This is a genomic window from Microbacterium sp. CPCC 204701 (genome assembly GCF_004010105.1).
In the GTDB taxonomy this organism is placed as follows: Bacteria; Actinomycetota; Actinomycetes; order Actinomycetales; family Microbacteriaceae; genus Microbacterium.
In genome coordinates this window covers 1-1734 of record NZ_RRYE01000512.1, presented here as the reverse complement: position 1 = coordinate 1734, position 1734 = coordinate 1, and the positions used below count along the sequence as shown (strand labels likewise).

The following is a 1734-nucleotide window of genomic DNA, read 5'->3' as shown; positions in this document are numbered from 1 at the left end:
GCGGTGCACCGGCCGCGGCATCCGTCTGCGCCGCGCCGTCGTCCGGCTGCGCGGCCGGTGCGGACACGGGAGGCGCGGCCGAGTGCGGGGGCTGCGCCGGGTACGGCGGATTCCCGGCATGCGGCTGCTGCGGGTACGCGGCGGGGTATGCCGGAGGCGCGGCCGGGTAGGGTCCCGGAGCGCCGTACATCGCAGTGCCGTACGCACCGGCCGATCCTCGCGGCGCGACGACGCGCCCGACATGCTCCCGGTAGGGGTCGGTCAGGCCGGTGGCTCCGGCATCCCGTCGCTCCACGTACGCGAGCAGGTCGAGGTCGAGCCCCTCGCGGCGCATGCGGCAGTCGATGTAGATGATGGCGGTCGCGGTCGCCTGCACGACGACGGCGACCGACTGCAGCAGCAGCGTCAGCGCCTGGGTGAGCAGCGCCGTCACGATCAGCCCGATGAAGGCGCTCGGCTCGGGGTCTCCGGTCGGGGCGATGATCGTGGTGAGGCCGACCGACAGGAACGAGAACGGGATGCTGATCACCTGAGCGACCGTCGCGAAGATCACGCCGATGACGAGGATGATGCCCAGCGCCGGCCAGAACCTGCCGCGCGTGAGCCTCCACGACCGCGACAGCCCCTGCAGGATCGTGGCGTGCTCGACGATGATCGCCGCCGGCACCAGCAGCAGCTTGATCATGAGCCACCAGGTGAGCGGGATCGCAGCGAGGATGAGGAGGACCGTGAGCACGATCGCGACAGGGGGAGCGAGCACGGCGACGCCGATCACGCCCGCCACGACGAGCACCACGAGCGCCATGACCGCGAGGACGACGAGCAGCGAGTAGCCGATGAGGCGCCACGCGATCGGCTTGACCTGGCGCCACAGCGCGCCGAGCGGAAGCTTCTCGGCGACCGCCGCGTGCGTCACCTCGACCACGACGATGCCCTGCACGATGACGCTGAGCGCGCCGGCCGCGAGCGACAGCACGATGCCGGCGACCGCCGTGAGCGCGATCGAGCCCGCCATCACGGTGTCATACTCCTCGGTGCCTGGTCGCAGGGTGTCGAGCCGTGAGAACGACGCCCACGCCACGGCGAGAATGCCCGCCAGCACCACGACGTACGCGAGCGTCTGAACGATGAGCGCGAAGCCGAGCAGCACGCGGGGGTTCTGCCGCAGCGCCGAGAAGGAGCGCCCCAGGATCGTGCCGAACCCGAGCGGATGGAGCGGGATGATCCCCGGACGGGGTGCCGGCGTCCAGGCGGGGTGGGCGGTCACGGGATCCCCTCTCCATCGTGCGGCGTCGAGCCGGGCGCAGCGCGTCCGGCCGGATCCCTATCGTTTCACACGAGCGGTTGCCGCGTCCGACGCGACGGCGAGCCGTTCGGCGCGGTCACGGCCCGTGCTCGGCCTGTCTCCAGGGACCGTCGACTACTCTGTGGGGAGCGCATGGGGACGGCGCCTGCCGTCGTCCGTGCCTGACGCAAAGGAACGAACGCGCGCGATGACTTCACGCATCCTGGTGGTCGACGACGACATAGCCCTCGCCGAGATGATCGGCATCGTGCTGCGCACGGAAGGCTTCGACACCGCGTTCTGCGCCGACGGCGCCCAGGCTGTCGAGGCGTGGCGCACCGAGAAGCCCGAGCTCATCCTCCTCGACCTCATGCTCCCCGGCATGGACGGCATCGAGATCTGCACCCGCATACGCGCCGAGTCGGGCATCCCGATCATCATGCTGACCG

Annotated in this window: 2 protein-coding genes; one reads left to right on the top strand and one right to left on the bottom strand. The window is 70.9% G+C overall.

Features of this window, described 5'->3' with window-relative positions:
- Positions 1-1267 (bottom strand): glycerophosphoryl diester phosphodiesterase membrane domain-containing protein (locus EIO58_RS17370; RefSeq protein ID WP_164861845.1); only part of this gene is annotated, 1267 nt, incomplete at its 3' end.
- 226 nt (positions 1268-1493) lie between these two features.
- Between EIO58_RS17370 and EIO58_RS17365 the strand changes: the two genes are divergently transcribed.
- Positions 1494-1734, top strand: a 241-nt coding sequence (locus tag EIO58_RS17365) for a response regulator (protein ID WP_164861844.1), incomplete at its 3' end; no start/stop codon positions are given.